The following is a 19629-nucleotide window of genomic DNA, read 5'->3' on the forward strand; positions in this document are numbered from 1 at the left end:
TCGCCGCCGCCGGCCTGCCGCTGGCGCTGCCGTTCGCGGCGCGCTCGCTGGCTTCGCAGGAAGGTCCGGGCGCGCTGGCCACCTTCAACTACGCCTGGAAGCTGGTCGAACTGCCGTTGCTGCTGGCCGTGCAGCTGGTGGCGACGCTGGCACTGGGGCCGATCGCGCAGGCCTTCGCCCGCGCCTCCAGCCGCGAAGAAGCGGCCGGCACCGTCCGCCGCGGCTTCGCCCTGGCCTTCACGCTCGCCTGCGCCTGCGCCGCGGGCCTGCTGGTGGCAGCGCCGGCGGTGGCTGACCTTCTGTTCGGCTGGGGGCGGATGCAGGACGACGCGCTGCGGCAAGTGGCGCAATGGGCCCGCCTCGCCGCCTGGGGCCTGTTGCCGCAGGCGCTGACGGCGATCGCGCTGTCGGTGCTGGCCGCGCAAGGTCGCATGTGGCCGCCGGTTGCCGCCTACGCGGCGGCCCTGTTGCTGCTGGTCACGCAAGGGCCGGGCGAAGGCGCGGAGTTGATGCTGTGGCTGAACTGGCTGTGGGCGGGCGTTTGCCTGGCCAGCCTGTGGGCGCTGCGGCACGGCCTGGGGATCTGGCTGCCGCGCCGGGCGCTGGGGGTCGCCGGTGGCGCCCTGGTGGTGCTGGCCACGCTGCTGGCCTGGACCGGCGCGCCGGCCCATCTGCCATTGCAGTTCGCCGCCGGCGCCGTGGCGGCGCTGGTGGTCCTGGGGCTGACGTGGTCCGCCAGCCCGGATCTGCGCGCAGCGCTGCGGCGATAATCCGGCCCACGTCATGCTCGAGCTGATCCAGATCACGAACGACGCGGCGTTCGCGCGGCGCTGCGACGCCATGCCAGGCATGCGCCTGTTCGTCGACCTTGAGCGACTGGGCAAGGCCGAACGCCAGGCTGGCCGCAACACCTTCATCAGCGCCCATCAGCCCGACGACGTGGCTCGCGTGCGCGCGGCGGCGCGGCAGTCGCGCCTGATGGTGCGCGTCAATCCGCTGCATGCCGGCACGCCGCGGGAACTGGACGCCGTGCTGGCGCAAGCGCCGGACTGCGTGATGCTGCCGATGTTCACCACCGCCGCGCAATTGCGTGAGTTCGCGGGCCTGTTGGCCGGCCGTGCTCCGCTGGTGGCCTTGCTGGAAACGGCCGCGGCGCTGCGCACGCTGGACGAATGGATCGCCACGCCCGGCCTGCAGGAAGTGTTCGTCGGCCTGAACGACCTGCACCTGTCGCTAGCCTGTGGCTTCATGTTCGAGCCGCTGGCCGACGGCACCGTGGAACGGGTGGCGCAAGCCTGTCATGCCCAGGGCCTGCGCTTTGGCTTCGGCGGGATCGCCCGGCTGGACGAGGGCCTGCTGTCCGGGCGCGACGTGCTGGCCGAGCACCTGCGACTCGGCTCGCAGGCCGTGATCCTCTCGCGCACCTTCCATCGCGACGACGCCGACAGCGTGTTCGAGCAGGAGGTCGCTGGTCTGCGCGCCGCCGAAGCGCAACTGGCGCAACGGGACGACGGCCAGGTGCAACGCGATGCGCAGCGCATCGCCGCCACCATCCGGCGCATCGCGGGCGAGCTCGCCGCCGGTCCATGAAACGCGCCATGGACGTCGTGCTGGCCTGCCTGGCCCTGGCGTTGCTCGCGCCGCTGCTGCTGCTGGTGGCGTTGGCGATCGCGCTGGACGGTGGCCTGCCGGTGCTGTTTCGGCAGCAGCGCATGGGCCTGGGCGGCCGCCCGTTCCGGATCTACAAGTTCCGCAGCATGGTCAAGGATGCGGCGGCCGTCGGCTCGTACCAGACCGCGCAGGGCGATTCGCGCATCACGCTGGTCGGACGCTTCATTCGTCGCACCAGCCTGGACGAACTGCCGCAGCTGCTGAACGTGGTCAAGGGCGACATGAGCCTGGTCGGCCCGCGTCCCGACCTGCCGCAGCAGCAAGCGCTGTATGCGCCGGCCGACTGGCGGCTGCGTTGCAGCGTGCGGCCCGGCATCACCGGGCTGGCGCAGGCGCTGCTGCGCTCGGCGGCCACGCCGCAGCAGCGGCTGGAGCTCGACTTGAGGTATGCGCGCGAACACAGCCTGTCGCTCGACGCGCGCATTCTGTTCTGGACGCTGGGCCGCCTGTCCGGCCGCGGCGCCAACTAGCCTATGTGCGGCATCTACGGCTACTGGGACCGCGCCGGGCAACCGCTGCAGTCCGACGCGCTTGCTGCCATGGGCGAGCGCCTGCGCCACCGCGGCCCGGACGACGCCGGCGTGTGGGAGCAGCCCGGGCGCGGTGTCGCCATCGGCAACCGCAGGCTGTCCATCATCGACATCGCCGGCGGCCACCAGCCTTTCGTTTCCGACGACGGCCGCATCGCGGTGGTGCAGAACGGCGAGATCTTCAACCACGTGGAGCTTGCGGCCCAATTGCGCTCACAGGGCGCGCGGCTGGACACGCAGTCGGACACCGAGGTGATCCTGCGCCTGTACGAGCGCGAGGGCATCGCCTGCCTGCGCCGGCTGAACGGCATGTTCGCCATCGCCATAGCCGACGCCCGCGAAGACGCGCTGTACCTGGCGCGTGACCGCATCGGCGTCAAGCCGCTGTACTTCCACGACGACGGCGCCCGCATGGTGTTCGGCTCCGAGCCGAAGGCCATCCTGGCTGCGATCACGCGGCCGACTGTCGATCTGGAAGCGATCCACCACTACCTGACGTTCAACTACATCCCCGCTCCCTGGACCGTCTGGCAAGGCGTGCGCCACCTGATGCCCGGCTGCTGGATGCGCTTCGGCCGCGCGGGCGTGCAGACGCAGCGCTGGTGGAGCCTGGCCGCGCAGCGCGAACAGGAGCATCGCTTCGAAGACTGGTCCGAAGAGTTCCTGGCCATCCTCGACGACGCCACCCGGATCCGGCTGCGGGCCGACGTGCCCTTCGGCGCCTTCCTGTCCGGCGGCGTCGACTCCAGCACCATCGTGGCGCTGATGGCCAGGCACGTGCAGCAGCCGGTGCGCACCTTCTGCATCGGCTTTGCCGATCCCCGCTTCGACGAATCGGCCTGGGCCGCGCAGGCCGCGGCGCGCTTCGGCTGCGACCACACCCTGGAGGTCGCGGAGCTGGACATGCTGCAGCGCTGGCCGCAGGTGTTGGCGCATCTCGACCAGCCGCACGGCGACGCCTCCTTCCTGCCGACCCTGCGCGTGAGCGAACTGGCGGCGAAGCACGTCAAGGTGGTGCTGACCGGCGACGGCGGCGACGAGCTGTTCGCCGGCTACGACAAGTACGCGCAGTTGCTGTCCGCCCCGGGCGTGGACCAGCTCGATGCCGGCGCCTTCCAGCGCGGCTACTTCGAGTCGATTTCCCTGTTCACGCCCGCGGCGCGGAACGCGCTGTACCGGCCCGAGGTGGCGGCGCGGCTGGCGGGCATCGACAGCTTCGAGGCGGCCGCCAAGCCCTGGTTCGACGAGGCGGCGCACTTCGACCGCGTCAACCAGGCTCTGTACCTGGACATGCAGTTGCTGCTGTGCGGCAACAACCTGGTCAAGCCGGACCGCATGGGCATGGCCGTGTCCATCGAGGCCCGCACGCCCTTCCTCGACTGGCGGATGATGGAATTCGCCTTCCGCTCGCGCGGCGGCACCAAGCTGGCCGCCGATGGCGACAAGAAGCACTGGTACAAGCGCGCGGTGACGCCCTTGATCGGGCATGACCTGGCCCATCGCCGCAAGCAGATGTTCACGGTGCCGGTGGGCGAGTGGTTCCGCGGCGAGAGTTATCCGTGGCTGGCCCAACTGCTGGCCGGCAGCGACCTGCTGCAGCGGCTGTTCGCGCCTGCTGCCGTGCAAGGCTTGCTGGAGCGGCACCGCAACGGCAGCGCCAACCACACGCGCGAGCTGCGCGCCCTGGCGGCGCTGGCGTTGTGGGCCGACGGGGCCGGCGTGTGAAGAAGGTGCTGTTCGTTTGCTACGGCAGCGGCCACGTGCGCATGGTGCTGCCGGTGGCGCAGCGGCTGCAGGCAGCAGGCCTGGCGCAAGTGCAGGTGCTGGGGCTGACAACGGCCGCCGCCGACGTGCGCGCCGCCGGCCTGTCGCTGCTGCAGTTCAAGGATTTCGTCGAGGCCGCGGATGCGAAGGCGATGGAGCATGGCCGGTCGCTCGCGGCGGCGATGGGCGAGGTGGCCGATGTCGAAGAAACGGCGGCCTACCTGGGCTTGTCGCATGCCGACCTCGAATCGGAAGTCGGCGTGCCGGAAGCGGCACGCCGCTATGCCCGCGACGGCCGCCAGGCCTTTCTGCCGCGCCGCACCCTGGGCCGCATCTTGCGCCAGGTCCGGCCCGACCTGGTCGTCGCCACCAACTCGCCGCGGGCCGAACGGGCCGCCGTCGAAGCAGCGCGGACGCTGGGCATCCCGGCGGTCTGCATCGTCGACCTGTTCGCGATCGACGAAGTGCGCTGGATTGGCCAGGCGGGCTATGCCGACCGCATCTGCGTGCTGAACGACGCGGTGCGCGATTTCCTGCTGGCGGCCCGCCGGCTGCCCGGCGAGGTCGTGGTGACCGGTAATCCCGCCTTCGACGTGTTGCGCGACGCCGCTGTGGCTGCACAAGGGGCCGGCCTGCGCCGCGCGCGCGGCTGGGACCGCAAGCGGGTGCTGCTGTGGCCGGCCCAGGTCGAACCGGCGCTGCATCCATTCAGCGGCGTGGCCGGCGACACCAGCTTGCCGGCGCGCGCGCTGCAGGCTGTGGTGGACTGGACGCTGCTCCAGCGCGATGCCATCCTGTGCGTGCGCCCACGCGCCGGCCAGCCTTTGCCGGCACTGCCGGACCACCCGCGCATCGTCGTCACCGGCCAGGACTGGCCGCTGCCGCCCTTGCTGCACGCGGTCGACCTGGTGGTCACGCTGACGTCCACCGTGGGGCTGGAAGGCCACCTGGCGGGAGCGCGACTGGTGCAGGTGCTGGGCTCGGTGTTCGAGCAGGCGATGCCGCTGCAGCGCTTCGGCATCGCCGATGTGGCCGTGCCGCTGGAGCAACTTTCGCAGTCGCTGGACACCTGGAGCCGCGCCGGCCGTCGCCCGGCCGCAACCGCGGGGCCGGCGGCCGCCGACGCCGTGCTCGCGGAGATCGCCGGATTTTTATAATCGCGCCCAGGGCCGCTCCGCGGCCCGCGCCCCACCGCCGTACCGAATGCCCTTGATCCCCGCTCCCCGGCCCGCAGACCTGGCGGCCTTCGCCGCCCCCGACGATCAGGCGCAGCCGCGCTACGGCCTGCCGCGGCAGGTCGCGTTCTGCCGCCGCTGCGTCATCTCGAATCAGCGGCCCAATTCGGCGGTGGAGTACCAGCACACCAGGGCCAGCAAGAAGGCCACCATCGCCTTCGACGAGGAAGGCATCTGCGACGCCTGCCGCTTCGCCGAGCAGAAACACGGCACCATCGATTGGAAGCAGCGCGAAGACCAGCTCGCCGCCCTGTGCGACCGCTTTCGCAGCAAGTCGGGTTACGACTGCCTGTTGCCTGGCTCGGGCGGCAAGGACAGCTTCTACGCCGCGCATGTGCTCAAGACGCGCTTTGGCATGCACCCGCTCACCGTCACCTGGGCGCCGCACATCCATACCGAGTGGGGCTGGCGCAATTTCCAGTCGTGGCTGCACGCCGGCTTCGACAACGAGCTGACCACGCCGAACGGGCGCGTGCACCGCCTGCTCACGCGGCTGGCCGTGGAGAACCTGTTTCATCCGTTCCAGCCCTTCATCTTCGGCCAGAAGTCGCTGGCGCCCAAGATGGCGGTGCTGCACGACATCCCGTTGGTGGTCTACGGCGAGAACGAGGCCGAGTATGGCAATCCGATAGTCGACACCACCAGCGCCAGGCGCGACTGGTCGTACTTCACCGCCTCCGACAAGTCGCAGATCTACCTGGGCGGCACCTCGATCCAGAGCCTCTACGATGACTTCGGGCTGGAGCCGCAGGACCTGCTGCCTTACCTGCCGGCCGACCCGGTGCAGATCGAGAAGAAGCAGGTCGAGGTGCACTACCTGGGCTACTACCTGAAGTGGCATCCGCAAAGCTGCTACTACTACGCGGTGGAGCATGGCGGCTTCGAGGCTTCGCCCGAGCGCACCCCGGGCACCTACAGCAAGTACAACAGCATCGACGACCGGATCGACGACTTTCACTACTACACCACCTTCACCAAGTTCGGCATCGGCCGCGCCACCTACGACGCGGCACAGGAAGTGCGCTCCGGCGACATCACGCGCGGCGAGGGCGTGGCGCTGGTGCGGCGCTACGACGGCGAATTCCCCGAACGCTTCGCGCAGGAGATCTTCCGTTACCTCAGCATCCCGGAGAAGGAGTTCCCGCAAGCTTCGAAGATGTTCGAGTCGCCGGTGATGGACCGCGCCTGCTTCATGAGGCTGGCCGACACCTTCCGCTCGCCGCACCTGTGGCGCCAGGAAGGCGGCCAGTGGAAGCTGCGCCACGCCGTCTGGCACGAGGGCAGCTGAGCATGGCGCACCGGCATCTGCGCGTCGTTGCCCGCCTGGACATCAAGGGCCCGAACCTGATCAAGGGCATCCACCTGGAAGGCTTGCGGGTGGTGGGCGATCCGCAGGAGCATGCCGTGCGCTATTACGGCGAAGGCGCCGACGAACTGCTGTTCATCGACATCGTCGCCAGCCTGTACCAGAGGAACAACCTGTCGGACATCATCAGGCGCGCCGCCGACCAGGTCTACGTGCCGATCACCGTCGGCGGCGGCATCCGCAGCCTGGCCGACGTGGCCACCATGATGCTGTCGGGCGCCGACAAGGTCGCCATCAACACCGCGGCCATGGCCCGGCCAGAACTCGTCACCGAAGTGGCGCGCCGCTACGGCTCGCAGTGCATGGTGCTGAGCGTCGAGGCCAAGCGCGTCGCGCCCGGCCGCTGGGAGTGCTACACCGACAATGGCCGCGAGCGCACCGGCAAGGACGTGGTGGCCTGGGTGCGCGAAGCGGTGGAACGCGGCGCCGGCGAAGTGCTGCTGACTTCGGTGGATCAGGAAGGAACGCGCAAGGGTTTCGACGTGCCGCTGGCGCAGCAAGTCTGTGATGCGGTCGCCGTGCCGGTCGTGATCAGTGGCGGCTTCGGCCGCGCCGAAGACCTGGCGGCACTGGCGGGCATCGACATCTCCGGTGCTGCGGTCGCCGACGCGCTGCACTGGAAGCGCATGCCGCTGGAGCAGATCAAGACGCATGCGCGCGCGGCGGGTTTCGACGTGCGGGAAGGAGTGCCGCGATGAGCATTCCCGTGACCGTCATCGACTACGGCATCGGCAACCTGCTGAACATGGTTCGCGCGCTCGAGCATTGCGGCGCGGCGGTGCAGGTGGTCGCCCGGGCCACGCCGGAGGCGGCGCAGGCGTCACGGCTGGTCCTGCCCGGCGTCGGTGCCTTCGGCGACGGCATGGCGGAACTGCGCGCCCGCGGTCTGGACGACACGGTGCGCAACTTCGCCGCTACCGGCCGGCCGTTCCTGGGCATCTGCGTCGGCCTGCAGATGATGTTCGAGGACAGCGAGGAAATGGGGACGCACGCCGGCCTCGGCCTGCTGCAAGGCCGCGTGCTGGCGGTGCCGGTCACGCGCGCCGACGGCCAGCCGCACCGCGTCCCGCACATCGGCTGGCGGCCCTTGCAAGCTGCCCGCGCCTGGGACGACACCATCCTGTCCGAGGTGCAGGCCGGCGAGCGCGCCTACTTCGTCCACTCCTTCACCGCCGAGCCGCGCGACCCGGCAGTGCGACTCGCGGACGTGGACTACGATGGTCGGCGCCTGTGCGCCGCGGTGCAGCGCGGCAACCTCACCGGCTGCCAGTTCCATCCCGAGCGCAGCGCCGGGGCGGGGCTGGGCATGCTGCGCCGCTTCCTGGCGCTGTAGACCAGCATGACCGCCTCCACCATCGCCACCATCTGCGCGCGCGGCGGCAGCAAGGGCCTGCCGGGCAAGAACGTCCGTGTCTTCGCCGGCAAGCCGCTGATCGTGCACAGCATCGAACAGGCGCTGGCTTGCGCCGCGATAGCCGAAGTGTTCGTGTCGACGGACGACGCAGCCATCGCCGCGGTCGCCCGCGCCGCCGGCGCCACCGTGCCGTTTCTGCGACCGGCCGAGCTGGCGACCGACCGCGCCGGCAAGCTGCCGGTGATCGAACACCTGGTCGCCTTTCTGCAGGTGCAGGGCCGCAGCGTAGCCCGCATCGTCGACCTGCAGCCGACCTCGCCGCTGCGCGAAGCCGGCGACATCAGCGCGGCACTGGCCGCGCGCCCCGAAGCCGATCTGGTGGTCAGCGTCGCCGCCGCCCGCGACAACCCTTACTTCAACCTGGTCGAGGCGCAGCCGGATGGCTGGGTCACGCTCAGCAAGGGCGCGGGCCAGGGCCGGCGCCAGGACGCGCCGCAGGTCTACGCGCTCAACGGCTCCATCTACGTCTGGCAGCGGCAGGCGCTCGCGCACGCGGCGCGGCACGGCCTGTGGAGCGTGCGCGTCGCACCGTTCGTGATGCCACGCTGGAAGTCCGCCGACATCGACGACCTGGAAGATTTCGAGTACGCGCAGTGGCTGCACGCGCGCCATGCGCCGGGAGGGCAGGGCGATGGCGGCTGACGTGTTCGTGATCGCCGAAGCCGGCGTCAACCACAACGGCGAGCTCGCCCTGGCCTTGAAGCTGTGCGACGCGGCCCGCGCCGCCGGCGCCGACGCCGTCAAGTTCCAGACCTTCCGCGCCGAAGACCTGGTGCTGCCGGGGGCGCCCACCGCCGGCTACCAGGCGCGCCAGACCGGCGAGCAGGACCAGTTCGCCATGCTGCGCAGGCTGGAGCTGGGCGCGGCCGACCATGCGGTTTTGAGGGACCACTGCGCCGTCATCGGCATCGAATTTTTTTCCACGCCATTCTCCGAAGCGGCGGTGGACCTGCTGGTGAAACTGGGCGTGGCCCGCATGAAGATGCCGTCCGGCGAGCTGACCCACCGTGCGTTGCTGGTCCGCGCGGCCGGCACGCAGCTGCCGCTGCTGCTGTCGACGGGCATGGCCACGCTGGACGAGGTGCGCGAGGCGCTGGACTGGGTGGCGCAGGCCCGGGGCGGGCTGCACGACGTGACCGTGTTGCATTGCACCTCGGCCTACCCGGCGCCGGACGAGTCGCTCAATCTGCTGGCCTTGCAGTCGATGGCCGAAGCGCTCGGGCTGCCGGTGGGCTATTCGGACCACAGCACCGGCATCGAGGCGGCGCTGGCCGCGGTGGCGCTGGGCGCGACGGTGATCGAGAAGCACCTCACGCTGGACCGCACCTTGTCCGGGCCGGACCATGCGGCCTCGCTGGAGCCCGACGCCTTCCGCCACATGGTCGAAGGCATCCGCCGCGTCAGCCGCATGCGCGGCGACGGCCTCAAGGCGCCACGGCCACAGGAGCTGGACGCCGCCCGGGTGGCCCGCCGCAGCATCGTGGCCGCATTGCCGATCGCGGCGGGCACGGTGATCGGGGCCGCGATGCTGGCCTGCCGCCGCCCCGCCAGCGGCATCGCGCCGCGCGACTGGGACCGCGTCGTCGGCGCCCGCGCGGCGACGGACATCCCCGCCCACACCACGTTGCAGTGGGACCAGATCGCCGGCGGTCGCCATGACTGAAGCAGCGCCGCGCCGCATCGTCTACCTGAGCGGCACACGGGCCGACTTCGGCCTGATGGTGTCCACGCTGCAGCGCATGCGGGCGACGCCGGGCCTGGCTGTGCAGGTCGCCGTGACCGGCATGCACCTGTCGGCGCAGCATGGCCACACGGTGGACGAAGTGGCGGCCAGCGGGCTGGAGATCTGCGCCCGCATCCCTTACGACGTGGCGACCCGCACCGGCGCCAGCATGGCCGAAGGCATCGCCGCCTGCCTGCACGGCGTGACGCTGCTGCTGCAGCAGCAGCGCCCGGACGCGTTGCTGGTGCTGGGTGACCGCGGCGAAATGCTGGCTGGCGCCATCGCGGCGCTGCACGTGGGCGTGCCTTGCGTGCACGTGCACGGCGGCGAGCGATCGGGCACCGTCGACGAGCCGGTGCGGCATGCGATCAGCAAGTTGAGCAGCTGCCACTTCGTCGCGACCGAGGGCGCGCGCGAGCGCCTGCAGCGAATGGGCGAAGACCCGGCGCGCATCTTCGTCACGGGGGCGCCCGGGCTGGACGGACTGCAGGCTTTGGGCGCGGCGGACCGCCAAGCATGCCTGGCCGCATTGCGGCTGCCGGTCGGCAGCCGTTTCCTGCTGGCCTTGTTCCATCCGGTGGTGCAGCAGGCGCAGGATGCCGGCGTCCAGGCCGGTGCGTTGCTGCGCGCCCTGGCCGCTGCCGGCCTGCCGGTGCTCTGGCTGGAGCCGAACGCCGATGCCGGTTCGCTGGAGATCCTGCGGGCGCTGGACGCCACGCCACTGCCGCCCGGATCGCGGCGCCTGCGCCACCTGCCGCGCGCAGAGTACGTGGCGGCGCTGCGCCATTGCGAGGCGCTGGTGGGCAATTCCTCGTCCGGCGTGATCGAGGCGGCGAGCTTCGGCACGCCGGTGGTGAACGTCGGCGACCGCCAGCGCATGCGCGAGCACGGTCCCAACGTGGTGGACGTGGTTTGCGACGAGGCAGCCATCCGTGTCGCCCTGCGCCAGCAGCTGAGGCAGGGCCGCTACGGGTGCGACAATGCCTGGGGCGACGGCCAGGCGGGCGAGCGCATCGCGCAACTGCTCGCCACGCTGCCGCTGGACGCGCGGTTGCTGGACAAGATCAACACCTACTAGTGCAAGCCAAGCAAGCCTCCACCCTGGTCATTGTCGGCGCCGGCGGCCACGGTCGCGTGGTGGCGGACGCCGCCGTCTGCGCCGGCCGGTGGACGCGCATCGTCGCCACCGAGCGCAGTGCGTCGCCGCGCACCGGCCAGCTGCTTCCCGGCGTGGAGCTGGTGCCGCTGGACGTCGCGCTCGCATTGCCCGACGCCGAATTCCACGTGGCGATCGGCGCCAACGACGTGCGCGAGCGCGAGGCCCTGGCCCTCGGCGCGCGCGAACTCGCCACGGTGATCCATCCGGCCGCTTCGGTGTCGGCGCAGGCGCAGGTCGAGGCCGGTTGCTTCGTCGCCGCCCAGTCCGTGCTGGCGCCCGGCGCGCGGCTGGGTATCGGTGTCATCGTGAACCACGGCGCCGTGATCGATCACGACGTGCGGCTCGGCGCCTTCAGCCACGTGGCGCCGCGCGCCGGGCTCGGCGGCAAGGCCAGCCTCGGTGCGCGGGTGCTGCTGGGCACCGGCGCCAACGTGCTGCCCGGCCTCGCGGTGTGCGACGGCGCCGTGGTCGGGGCCGGCGCGGCGGTCTGCGCGACCATCGACGTCGCTGGAACCTACGCCGGCGTGCCCGCGCGGAGGATCCGGTGACCGAGCAGGACTTTCGCGATCTTTTCATCGCACCCGATTGCAGCCTGCACGAAGCGCTGGCCCGCCTGAACCGCACCGCGCGCGGCCTGCTGCTGGTGCTGGCCGCCGACGGCAAGCTGCTGCGCACGTTGACCGACGGCGACATGCGCCGGGCCGCGCTGGCGCACCTGCCGGATGCAACTCGCGTGAGTGAACTGCCGCAACGCCCGCCGCTGACCGTGGCTGACGACGAGCCGCTCTCCACCGCGGTGGCCTTGCTGGACCGGCACGAGATCGACCACCTGCCGGTCATCGATGCCGCCGGCCGCCCGGTCGACATCGTGCTGCGGCGGGAGCTGACGCAGCGCATCTGGCTGTCGTCACCGCACCTGGGCGAAGACGAGACGGCCTTCGTCGCCGAAGCTTTCCGCACCAACTGGATCGCGCCGCTCGGGCCGCACGTGGATGCATTCGAGCGCGAGCTGGCGGACCACGTCGGCGTCGGCCATGCCGCCGCCCTCAGTTCCGGCACCGCCGCCATCCACCTGGGCCTGCTGCTGCTCGGGGTGCAGCCCGGCGACACGGTGTTCTGCTCCTGCCTCACCTTCGTGGCCAGCTGCAACCCGATCCAGTACTGCGGCGCGCGGCCGGTCTTCATCGACGCCGAGCCGGGCTCCTGGAACATGTCGCCACTGGCGCTGGCGCGGGCCTTCGCCTGGGCCGAGCGGGAAGGGCGCCTGCCGCGGTGCGTGATCGTGGTCAACCTGTACGGCCAGAGCGCCGACATGGACGCCTTGCTGCCCCTGTGCGAGCGCTACGGCGTGCCGGTGCTGGAAGACGCGGCCGAGTCGCTCGGCGCGAGCTACAAAGGCCGCGCCAGCGGCAGCTTCGGCCGGGTCGGCGTGTACTCCTTCAACGGCAACAAGATCATCACCACCTCCGGCGGCGGCATGCTGGTGGCCGACGACGAAGCGCTGATCGCGCGGGCCCGCAAGCTCGCCACCCAGGCGCGCGAGCCGGCGCCGCATTACGAGCACGTGGAGACCGGTTTCAACTACCGCATGAGCAACGTGCTGGCCGGCATCGGCCGCGGCCAGCTGCGGGTGCTGCCGCAGCGCGTGCAGCAGCGGCGCGAGGTGTTCGAGACCTACCGCGCGGCGCTGGCGGACGTGCCCGGCATCCACTGGATGCCGCAGCCGCCCGGCATGCATTCGACCCGCTGGCTGACCTGCCTGACGCTGGCCGGCGAGGATGCGGGCGCGCGCCGCGACCAGGTGCTGCGCAGCCTGGAGCGGCACTCGATCGAGGCGCGGCCGGTGTGGAAGCCGATGCACCTGCAGCCGCTGTACCGCGGAGCGCCCTGGTTTCCGCACGCGGAAGGAACCGACCTGGCGGCGCAATTGTTCGCCACCGGCATCTGCCTGCCGTCCGGCTCCAACCTCGAGCCCGGGCAGATCACCCGCGTGATAGCCCACCTGCGCCGTGCCCTGGCCCGGGCGGAGCCATAGGTGCGGTTCTCCGGGCGCGCCCTCACGCTGCTGCTGGCGGACCTGGCCCTGGGCCTGGCGGCGTGGTGGCTGGCGTTCTGGCTGCGCTTCAACCTCGACGTGCCGGGCGAGTTCGTGCAGCTGGCCATCGCCTCCAGCCCCTGGTGCGTGCTGGGGCTGGCCGTGGGCCTGGGCATCACGCGCGCCTACCGCCATGTCTGGACCTTCATCGGGCTGGCCGAGCTGCGCCAGCTGGCCGCGGCCGTGCTGCTGGGCGCGGTGCTGGCGGCGGTGGCCGTGCTGATGCTGCGGCTGCCGCAGTTCCCGCGTTCGGTGCTGCTGCTGTATCCGGTGCTCGCCCTGCTGCTGCTCGGTGGCGTGCGGGCCGCGTGGCGCACGATCGCGGAACACCGCCTGCATCGGTTCGGCGGCACGCCGGTGGTGGTGGTCGGCTCGCTGGCCGATGCGACTGGCGCGCTGCGGGCGCTCAAGGGGTCCGCGCGCTGGCATGCGGTGGCTATCGTCTCGCCGCTGCGCGACGAACGCGGCCGCTCGGTGCAGAACGTGCGCGTGCTCGGCGCGGTGGCCGACCTCGCGGCTGTCTGCCACGCCGTGGACGCGCGCACTGCTCTCATGGCCAGCCCGCCCGGCTCGCCGGAGCGGCGCGAGGCGCTGCTGCTGGCCGCGGATGCGCAGATCACGCTGCTGACGCTGCCGCGCGCCGACCAGTGGCTGCAGGCGGAAAGCACCGGCCCGCGCAAGATCGAACTGGAAGACCTGCTGGGCCGCTCGCCGGTGGCGCTCGACGTCGCCGGGCTGGCCGAGTTGTTCTCCGGCCAGGTGGTTCTGGTGACCGGCGCCGGCGGCTCGATCGGCTCTGAACTATGCCGGCAGATCGCGCGCTTGGGCGCGGCGCGGCTGGTCTGCGTCGACGTGTCGGAGTACGCCATCTACCAGCTGGAGCAAGAGCTGCGGCAGGCGCACCCGCAGATGCAGGGCATCTACCACACCGCCAACGTGCGCGAGCCGGAGCGGCTGCTGGCGATCTTCCGCCGGCACCAGCCGGCCGTGGTGTTCCACGCCGCCGCCTACAAGCACGTCCCGCTGATGGAGCAGGACAACGAGATCGAGGCCTTGCGCACCAACGTGCTGGGCACGCTGCACGCCGCCCGCGCCGCCGCCGCCTGCGGCGCGCGCCGCTTCGTGATGATCTCCACCGACAAGGCGGTCAACCCGACCAACGTGATGGGCGCCAGCAAGCGGCTGGCCGAATTGCTGGTGCAGGCCGTGGCGCTGCGCGAGCCCGGCACGCAGTTCGTCTCGGTGCGCTTTGGCAATGTGCTGGGCTCCAGCGGCTCGGTGGTGCCGCTGTTCGCCGCCCAGATCGCGCGCGGCGGCCCGGTGACGGTGACGCACCCGGACATCGTGCGGTATTTCATGACGATTCCCGAGGCCGCGCAGCTGGTGCTGCAGGCCGGGCTGATGGGCCGCTCGGGCCAGATTTTCGTGCTGGACATGGGCGAGCCGGTGAAGATCGTGGAACTCGCGCGGATGCTGATTCGCCTTTCCGGGCGCACCGAGCAGGAGGTTCCGATCAGCTACACCGGCCTGCGGCCCGGCGAGAAGCTGTTTGAGGAACTGCTTGCCAACGCCGAGACCAGCGAGACCACGCCGCACGCCAAGCTGCGCATCGCCAAGACGGCCGGTCCGCTGCCCGAGGTGGACGAAGTGGTGGGCTGGATCACCCAAGCCGGGGCGCAGCCGGCGCCGGCCGCGGTGCGCGAATGGCTGCGCGCCAGGGTGCCGGAGTACGCGCCGCGGGAAGACGCGTTGCGGCGCTGATGGCCTCATCCCGGGCTTGCTTCGGGATCCAGGCTGGTTCGAGCGCCGCCGCTCGATTGCGGGCCGAGCCCGCAATGACAAGTCCGCGGGCTAGGTCGTGATCCCCGTGCGCGACAGCACGTCGCTCACCAGTTCCAGCCGCACCAGCGGGTTGTCCAGTTCCATCAGGCGCTGTTTCAGGGTCGGCGGCAGCGGCAGCAGTTCGCACCAGCGGTTCGCGACCCAGCCGCAGTCCTCCAGTTTGAACGGCGGCAGCAGCGGCATCGGGCCGGGCGCGTTGGCTTTCAGCTGCAGCGACTCGATCAGTCGCTGCAGGGCGTCGGCTGTGGGCTTGAGATCGTCCGGGATGGCCACGGCCATGTCGGGCACGATGCGCTCCACGTTGGCCACCCACAGGCCGTGCTTGAGCTGTTCGCTCGAGGTGATCCGAAAGCGCTGGCTGCCGACGGCGCGGATCATCATCAGCCCGGGCTGGGGGGTTTCGAAGTCCCGGATGGTGGCGAGCGTGCCGACCTGCGAGAACGCTTCCTGGCTGCCCGGCTGCCGCACCTCGTTGCCCCGGGTCAGCGAAACCACCCCGAACGGGGCGCCCGCCTTGCGGCACTTGGAGATCATGTCGAGGTAGCGGACCTCGAAGATGCGCAGCGACAGCAGCCCCTCCGGAAACAGCACCGCGCTGAGCGGAAACAGGGGCAGGGATTTCAGCGTCAGGGTGGCGGGCACGTCGGTTCCAGTGGCTGCCGCTATCATCCCACGACCTCGCCCACTCGTGCCTCGATGCTCCTCCAGATCCTTTCCTTCCTGCTCGACGTCATCGCCGGCCTGCTCGGCGGCGCCTGCCTGTTGCGCCTTTACATGCAGCATCAGCGGATCGGCTTTGCCAATCCGGTGGGCAAGTTCGTCTTCGCCCTGACCGACTGGCTGGTGCTGCCGCTGCGCAAAGTCATCCCGGCCGCAGGCAAGTGGGACCTGGCCAGCCTGGTGGGGGCTTACCTGCTGCAGCTGGCGCAGTACGGCATCCTGTGGCTGCTGATGGGCCGCACCAACGGCGGCGTGGTCCCGCTGCTGGCGCTGTTCGGGCTGCTGCGGCTGGTGGTTTCGGGAATGATCGGGCTGGTGATCGTCTACGCCGTGTTGTCTTGGGTGCGGGCCGATTCGCCCATCACCGACGTGATCGACCGGCTGACGGCGCCGATGCTGCGGCCGTTCCGTCGCCTGATCCCGCTGGTGGGCGGGTTCGACCTGTCGCCGCTGGCGCTGCTGGTGGTGCTGCAGGTCGCCGCGATCGTGCTGGCGAATTTGCAGGGGGCGGTGCTGCGTTGACTACTCCACCGCGTCGGCCGGCTGCCGCTGCAGCATCGCCAGCACGTTGGCGACGGTCTTGCGCAGCTCGCGCCGGTCGCAGATGAAGTCGACGGCGCCCTTGGTCTGCAGGAACTCGGCCCGCTGGAAACCTTCCGGCAGCTTCACCCGCACGGTCGACTCGATCACGCGCGGGCCGGCAAAGCCGATCAGCGCCTTGGGCTCGGCGATCACCACGTCGCCCATGAAGGCGAAGCCTGCGCTGACGCCGCCCATGGTCGGGTCGGTCAGCACGCTGATGTAGGGCAGGCCCTTCTTGGCCAGCCGGGTCAGCGACGCGTTGGTCTTGGCCATCTGCATCAGCGACAGCAGGCCTTCCTGCATGCGGGCGCCGCCGGTGGCGGTGAAGCACAGGAACGGCACCTTCTGCTCGATGGCGGTTTCGACGCCGCGCACGAAGCGCTCGCCGACCACGCTGCCCATGCTGCCGCCCATGAAGTCGAACTCGAAGGCCGCGGCCACCAGGCTGATGCTGTGCACCGCGCCGCCCATCACGACCAGGGCGTCGGTCTCGCCGGTGTTCTCCAGCGCTTCCTTGAGCCGCTCCGGGTAGCGCCGGCTGTCCTTGAACTTCAGCGGATCGACGGGCAGCACCTCCTGCCCGATCTCGTAGCGGCCTTCCGGATCCAGGAAGGCGTTCAGGCGCGGCCTGGCGCCGATCCGGTGGTGGTGGGTGCAGGTGGGGCAGACGTTCTGGTTCTGCTCCAGGTCGGTCTTGTAGAGCACCGTTTCGCAACTCGGGCACTTGACCCACAAGCCTTCGGGCACGCCCCGGCGTGCATTGGGATCCGTGTGCTGGATCTTCGGGGGCAGCAGTTTTTCCAACCAGCTCATCTGCGGTTCCTCTCGCGGTGCATTCTAGGAGTCTAGCGCGGTCCGGATCTCGCCCAGGAAGGACGCCAGCGCGGCCGCGGCGCGTTCGCGCGGCTGGTCCTGGACCACCTGGATGACCTTGGTGCCGATGACCACTGCGTCGGCCACCTTGCCGATGGCCCTGGCCGTGATGGCGTCGCGGATGCCGAAGCCGACACCGACCGGGATGCTCACGTGCTTGCGGATGAGCGGCAGGGCAGCCGCCACGGCGTCCGTGTCCAGGTGGCCGGCCCCGGTCACGCCCTTGAGCGAGACATAGTAGACGTAGCCGGTGGCGACGCGCGCCACCTGCTGGATGCGCTGGTCGGTGCTGGTGGGCGCGAGCAGGAAGATCAGGTCCAGGCCGTGCGCCTTCAGCTGGGCCGCGAACTCCTCGCACTCCTCCGGCGGGTAGTCGACGATCAACATGCCGTCGACGCCGGCAGCAGCCGCGTCGCGCACGAAGCCGCCCTTGCCATGGCCGAGGTCGTAGCGCTCCACCGGGTTGGCGTAGCCCATCAGCACCACCGGCGTGGCGTCGTCGCGCTGGCGGAAAGTGCGCACCATGTCCAGCACCTGGGCCAGGCCGACGCCCGCCGCCAAGGCACGGTCACCGGCCTTCTGGATCACCGGGCCGTCGGCCATCGGGTCGGAAAAGGGCACGCCCAGTTCGATCACGTCCGAGCCGGCCTCGACCATCGCGTGCATCAGCTCGGGAGTGATGTCGGGAAAGGGAAAGCCGGCGGTGAGGTAGGGGATCAGCGCCGTGCGCCTTTGGCTGGCCAGGCGCTCGAAGGCGGCGGCGATGCGGCTCATGCCTTGGGCCCTCCCTTGAGCGAGAGGCCGCGCATGGAGGGCCGATCGTAGAAATCGACGCCCGCCAGGTCGGCCACCGTGCCGATGTCCTTGTCGCCGCGGCCCGACAGGTTCACCAGGATGTGCTGGTCGCTCTTCATGGTTCGCGCCAGCTTCATCGCGTAGGCGACGGCGTGGCTGGACTCCAGCGCCGGGATGATGCCTTCGGTGCGGCACAGATAGTGGAAGGCCTCCAGCGCCTCGGTGTCGGTGATGCCGACGTATTCGGCGCGGCCGATGTCCTTGAGCCAGGCATGTTCCGGCCCCACGCCCGGGTAGTCGAGGCCGGCGCTGACGCTGTGGGTCTCGATGATCTGGCCGTTGTCGTCCTGCAGGATGTAGGTGCGGTTGCCGTGCAGTACGCCCGGGCTGCCGCGCTGCAGCGAGGCCGCGTGCTTGCCGCTGTCCATGCCCTCGCCGGCCGCTTCCACCCCGATCAGCCGGGTGTTCTCGAATGGAATGTAAGGATGGAAGATGCCCATCGCGTTGCTGCCGCCGCCCACGCAGGCCACCACCACGTCGGGCTGGCGGCCGGCCTGTTGCGGCATCTGCTCGAGGCACTCGTTGCCGATCACGCTTTGGAAGTCGCGCACCATCATCGGATACGGGTGCGGGCCGGCCACGGTGCCGATGATGTAGAACGTGTTTTCCACGTTGGTGACCCAGTCGCGCATGGCCTCGTTCAGCGCGTCCTTGAGGGTCTTGCTGCCGGATTCCACCGGCACCACGCGGGCGCCCAGCAGGTTCATGCGGTAGACGTTGGGGCTTTGCCGCTGGACGTCGTTGCTGCCCATGTAGACCACGCATTCGAGGCCGTAGCGGGCGCAGATGGTCGCCGTGGCCACGCCGTGCTGGCCGGCGCCGGTCTCGGCGATCACGCGCGGCTTGCCCATGCGCCGGGCCAGCATGGCCTGGCCGATCACGTTGTTGATCTTGTGGGCGCCGGTGTGGTTCAAGTCTTCGCGCTTGAGCCAGATCTGGGCGCCGCCCTGTTCCCGGCTCATGCGCTGGGCATGGTAGACCGGCGAGGGGCGGCCGACGAAGTGCCGCAGCTCGAAGGCGAATTCCTCGAGGAACTCCGCATCGTGCTGGTACTTCGCGTAGGCGTCGCGCAGCTCGCTGATCGCGTGGGTGAGGGTCTCGCTGACGAAGCTGCCGCCGTAGATGCCGAAGTGGCCGCTGGCGTCAGGTTGCTGGTAGGGGAACATGGGGGGACCTTGCAAGGAGCGCGTCGGCGGCACGCACGGCCGCCACGAACCGATGGATCAACCGGGCGTCCTTGATCCCCTTGGAGACCTCGACGCCCGAACTCACATCAACGGCCAGCGTGGTGAAACGCGGCCGCACCTGAAGGATGCCTTCGCCCACGTTTGCAGGTGTGAGCCCACCAGACAAAACGGCGTGACAACTGACGCTTGGAGGAAGACGTGACCAATGGAATGCCTTGCCGGCGCCGCCGTAGCCCGCGACGTGGGCGTCGAGCAGCAGGGCCTGTGCGTGCGGGTACTGGGAGGCAAATTCTAGCAAGTCGAAGGGCGTGGCCTCATCCAGCGGGATACGGGCGGCCCGCATCCAGGGCCGCGCGCCTGCCGCTGCCAGGCATTGAGCTGGCGTCTCGTCGCCGTGAAACTGCAGTGTCGCGTTCGGCACCTGCGCGCAGGCGGCCTGGACATGGTCCGCGCTCTCGTTGACGAACAGCAGCACCGGCGTCACGAAGGGCGGCAAGCCGCGCGCCAGTTCGCCGGCGCGGGCTGCGCTCACGTGGCGCGTGCTCCTGGCATACAGCACGAAGCCCACCGCATCGGCGCCGGCTTCGACGGCGGCGGCGACGTCCTGCTCGCG

20 protein-coding genes are annotated in these 19629 nt (G+C 70.4%); 15 read left to right on the forward strand and 5 right to left on the reverse strand.

Annotation, left to right across the window (positions count from 1 at the left end):
* From JWP65_RS16150 to JWP65_RS16215, 14 genes are all read left to right on the forward strand, one after another.
* On the forward strand, window positions 1-770 hold a 770-nt coding region (locus JWP65_RS16150; RefSeq protein ID WP_299765520.1), incomplete at its 5' end, for a lipid II flippase MurJ.
* 13 nt (window positions 771-783) lie between these two features.
* A complete protein-coding gene (locus tag JWP65_RS16155) occupies window positions 784-1590 on the forward strand; it encodes an aldolase/citrate lyase family protein (RefSeq protein ID WP_299765521.1) in 807 nt (268 codons plus the stop codon).
* A gap of 8 nt (window positions 1591-1598) precedes the next feature.
* Window positions 1599-2141, forward strand: a complete 543-nt coding sequence (locus tag JWP65_RS16160; RefSeq protein ID WP_299765522.1) for a sugar transferase — start codon at window positions 1599-1601, stop codon at window positions 2139-2141.
* Window positions 2142-2144: 3 nt separating this feature from the next.
* Window positions 2145-3926: an asparagine synthase (glutamine-hydrolyzing) gene (gene asnB, locus JWP65_RS16165; protein WP_299765523.1), complete on the forward strand. Its 1782-nt coding sequence runs from the start codon at window positions 2145-2147 to the stop codon at window positions 3924-3926.
* Window positions 3923-5122, forward strand: coding sequence for a UDP-glycosyltransferase (locus JWP65_RS16170; RefSeq protein ID WP_299765525.1), 1200 nt, complete (start codon window positions 3923-3925; stop codon window positions 5120-5122). Before asnB ends, JWP65_RS16170 begins: the two co-directional genes overlap by 4 nt.
* 52 nt (window positions 5123-5174) lie before the next feature.
* Window positions 5175-6488, forward strand: a complete 1314-nt coding sequence (locus tag JWP65_RS16175; RefSeq protein ID WP_299765526.1) for an N-acetyl sugar amidotransferase — start codon at window positions 5175-5177, stop codon at window positions 6486-6488.
* A gap of 2 nt (window positions 6489-6490) precedes the next feature.
* Window positions 6491-7264, forward strand: coding sequence for an imidazole glycerol phosphate synthase subunit HisF (gene hisF, locus JWP65_RS16180; protein WP_299765527.1), 774 nt, complete (start codon window positions 6491-6493; stop codon window positions 7262-7264).
* Window positions 7261-7899, forward strand: coding sequence for an imidazole glycerol phosphate synthase subunit HisH (gene hisH / locus JWP65_RS16185; RefSeq protein WP_299765528.1), 639 nt, complete (start codon window positions 7261-7263; stop codon window positions 7897-7899). Before hisF ends, hisH begins: the two co-directional genes overlap by 4 nt.
* A gap of 6 nt (window positions 7900-7905) precedes the next feature.
* Entirely contained in the window at window positions 7906-8622 is a 717-nt protein-coding gene (locus JWP65_RS16190; protein WP_299765529.1) for an acylneuraminate cytidylyltransferase family protein, read from the forward strand.
* Window positions 8612-9643: an N-acetylneuraminate synthase gene (gene neuB / locus JWP65_RS16195; RefSeq protein WP_299765530.1), complete on the forward strand. Its 1032-nt coding sequence runs from the start codon at window positions 8612-8614 to the stop codon at window positions 9641-9643. Before JWP65_RS16190 ends, neuB begins: the two co-directional genes overlap by 11 nt.
* Complete coding sequence (neuC, locus tag JWP65_RS16200) at window positions 9636-10781, forward strand: UDP-N-acetylglucosamine 2-epimerase (protein ID WP_299765531.1); 1146 nt, start codon at window positions 9636-9638, stop codon at window positions 10779-10781. Before neuB ends, neuC begins: the two co-directional genes overlap by 8 nt.
* On the forward strand, window positions 10781-11410 hold the full coding sequence (locus JWP65_RS16205; protein WP_299765532.1) for a NeuD/PglB/VioB family sugar acetyltransferase: 630 nt from the start codon (window positions 10781-10783) through the stop codon (window positions 11408-11410). Before neuC ends, JWP65_RS16205 begins: the two co-directional genes overlap by 1 nt.
* Entirely contained in the window at window positions 11407-12897 is a 1491-nt protein-coding gene (locus JWP65_RS16210) for a DegT/DnrJ/EryC1/StrS family aminotransferase (RefSeq protein ID WP_299765533.1), read from the forward strand. Before JWP65_RS16205 ends, JWP65_RS16210 begins: the two co-directional genes overlap by 4 nt.
* Window positions 12898-14718 carry a nucleoside-diphosphate sugar epimerase/dehydratase gene (locus JWP65_RS16215; protein WP_299765534.1) on the forward strand — a complete coding sequence of 607 codons (1821 nt, stop codon included), beginning with the start codon at window positions 12898-12900 and terminating at the stop codon, window positions 14716-14718.
* 90 nt (window positions 14719-14808) lie between these two features.
* On the opposite strand, the gene JWP65_RS16220 is transcribed toward JWP65_RS16215, so the two are convergent.
* Window positions 14809-15468 (reverse strand): LON peptidase substrate-binding domain-containing protein, encoded by a 660-nt coding sequence (locus tag JWP65_RS16220; RefSeq protein ID WP_299765535.1) that lies wholly within the window; start codon window positions 15466-15468, stop codon window positions 14809-14811.
* A gap of 27 nt (window positions 15469-15495) precedes the next feature.
* On the opposite strand from JWP65_RS16220, the gene JWP65_RS16225 reads away from it, so the two are divergent.
* The gene (locus JWP65_RS16225; RefSeq protein WP_299765536.1) at window positions 15496-16041 is read left to right on the forward strand and encodes a YggT family protein; all 546 of its coding nucleotides are present in this window, start codon (window positions 15496-15498) and stop codon (window positions 16039-16041) included.
* Here JWP65_RS16225 and accD read toward each other — a convergent pair whose 3' ends face one another.
* The 4 genes from accD to JWP65_RS16245 form a co-directional block, all read right to left on the reverse strand.
* Window positions 16042-16914, reverse strand: coding sequence for an acetyl-CoA carboxylase, carboxyltransferase subunit beta (accD, locus tag JWP65_RS16230; RefSeq protein ID WP_299765537.1), 873 nt, complete (start codon window positions 16912-16914; stop codon window positions 16042-16044).
* Between the two features lie 24 nt (window positions 16915-16938).
* Window positions 16939-17748 carry a tryptophan synthase subunit alpha gene (gene trpA / locus JWP65_RS16235; RefSeq protein WP_299765538.1) on the reverse strand — a complete coding sequence of 270 codons (810 nt, stop codon included), beginning with the start codon at window positions 17746-17748 and terminating at the stop codon, window positions 16939-16941.
* The gene (gene trpB / locus JWP65_RS16240) at window positions 17745-18995 is read right to left on the reverse strand and encodes a tryptophan synthase subunit beta (RefSeq protein ID WP_299765539.1); all 1251 of its coding nucleotides are present in this window, start codon (window positions 18993-18995) and stop codon (window positions 17745-17747) included. Before trpB ends, trpA begins: the two co-directional genes overlap by 4 nt.
* Window positions 18973-19629 (reverse strand): phosphoribosylanthranilate isomerase (locus JWP65_RS16245; protein ID WP_299765540.1); only part of this gene is annotated, 657 nt, incomplete at its 5' end. The genes trpB and JWP65_RS16245, both read right to left, overlap by 23 nt.

Source organism: Ramlibacter sp., assembly GCF_028292805.1.
Lineage (GTDB): Bacteria > Pseudomonadota > Gammaproteobacteria > Burkholderiales > Burkholderiaceae_C > Ramlibacter.